Source organism: Streptomyces sp. NPDC058964, from assembly GCF_042741275.1.
Taxonomy (GTDB): Bacteria; Actinomycetota; Actinomycetes; order Streptomycetales; family Streptomycetaceae; genus Streptomyces.
Genome location: NZ_JBHYKH010000499.1, coordinates 1 through 1407, shown reverse-complemented (window position 1 = coordinate 1407; position 1407 = coordinate 1). Strand labels below are relative to the sequence as shown.

Here is a 1407-nt window from a genome sequence, read left to right as displayed (position 1 = left end):
ACCCAGCGTCGGTGCTTTAGTCTAGCCTGGTGGTGTTGTGTTATTCGCCGCCCCCCGCCCCGGGGGGGCGCGGGGCCCCCCCCCCCCCCCCCCCAGGGTGTCTCGCGTGTGAGGGCCCACAGCACGAGACCGCCGATAACATGTTCGAACTCACGATGATCACACAAGACCAATATCTAACAAATCGGCCGAACAATTGATATCTACAGCATCACGGGTGTTCTCTCGAAAAAACTCCAGAATTGCATGGTGGGCCACAGTGGGTGCGGTGGCCCTGGGATTCCTTGTCGCGCTGGAGATCGCCGCACGTCACTACGGCCTGCCGGGGCCGGTCACCAACCAGGCGCGAGAGGTGATCTTCGCCCCCAAATCGGGGCCGCTGCTGTACGCCGGCATGGCGTTGATGATGGTGGTGCTCACCTGGCGGGAGCGGTTCATCGCGGCCGGCGTCGCGATCGGCATCGACATCGTCTTCTTTCTGGTGCGGTGGGCGGTCGACGCCAAGATGATGTTCGGCAACGGCGCGTTGTGGGTGGTGCTGGGCTGTGCCGTCATCGCGGTCACGCGCCGCACCGGCCGGGAACGCGTCCTGCTGCTGAAGGGCGTCGGGCTGGCCCTGCTGCTGGTGGCCGGCCGCAAGACCGGTGACACCTGGCTGCTCATCACGTCGAAGACCCGCCCCATGGTGCTCGACCAGTACGTGGCGACCGCCGATCACGCGCTGGGCAACCCGTCGTGGCTGGTGGGCCGGGCCGTCCGGGCCACCGGAACGGTCGGCGCGCATGTTCTCGACTACGTCTACATCCAGCTCGCGGTGGCCGCGGTCGCCGTGTCGCTGTACCAGCTGCGCAACGTCGCGGCCGAGCGGCGGTTCCCGCGCCACTACCTGGTGCGCACCTTCCTGGTGATCGGCCTCCTCGGGCCGGGCATCTACATGATCTTCCCGGTGGTCGGACCGGTCTTCGCCTACGGCCCGGGCGCCACCGGCACCGGCGGCCTGCACTGGGCGGTGGCCGACCTGTGGCCGCACACGCCGCCGCCGATCGGTACCCCGCACCCGTTTCCGTACGACCAGGTCACCCCGCGCAACTGCATGCCCAGCCTGCACACGGCGTGGGCCACCGCGATCTTCCTGCACTCCCGCCAGGGCCCCCGGGCCCTGCGGTACGGCGGCACGTTCTGGCTGCTGGCCACGCTCGGCGCGACGCTGGGCTTCGGCTACCACTACGGCGCCGACATCATCGCCGGCGTGGTGTTCACGCTCACGATCGAGGCGGCCCTGCGCGCGCACGAACGTGGCTGGGACCGGGCGGGAATCCAGCTGGTCGCTCACGGCGCGGCGGTCTTCACCGCGCTCCTGGTGTCGTACCGCTGTCTGCCGACGGTGATGGCCGAACACCCATGGGT

The 1407-nt window shown here is 68.7% G+C and carries 1 protein-coding gene; it reads left to right on the top strand.

The genetic code is table 11. The features are described from left to right. Positions 1-217: 217 nt before the first annotated feature. On the top strand, positions 218-1407 hold a 1190-nt coding region (locus tag ACFW2E_RS38310; protein WP_384474100.1), incomplete at its 3' end, for a phosphatase PAP2 family protein.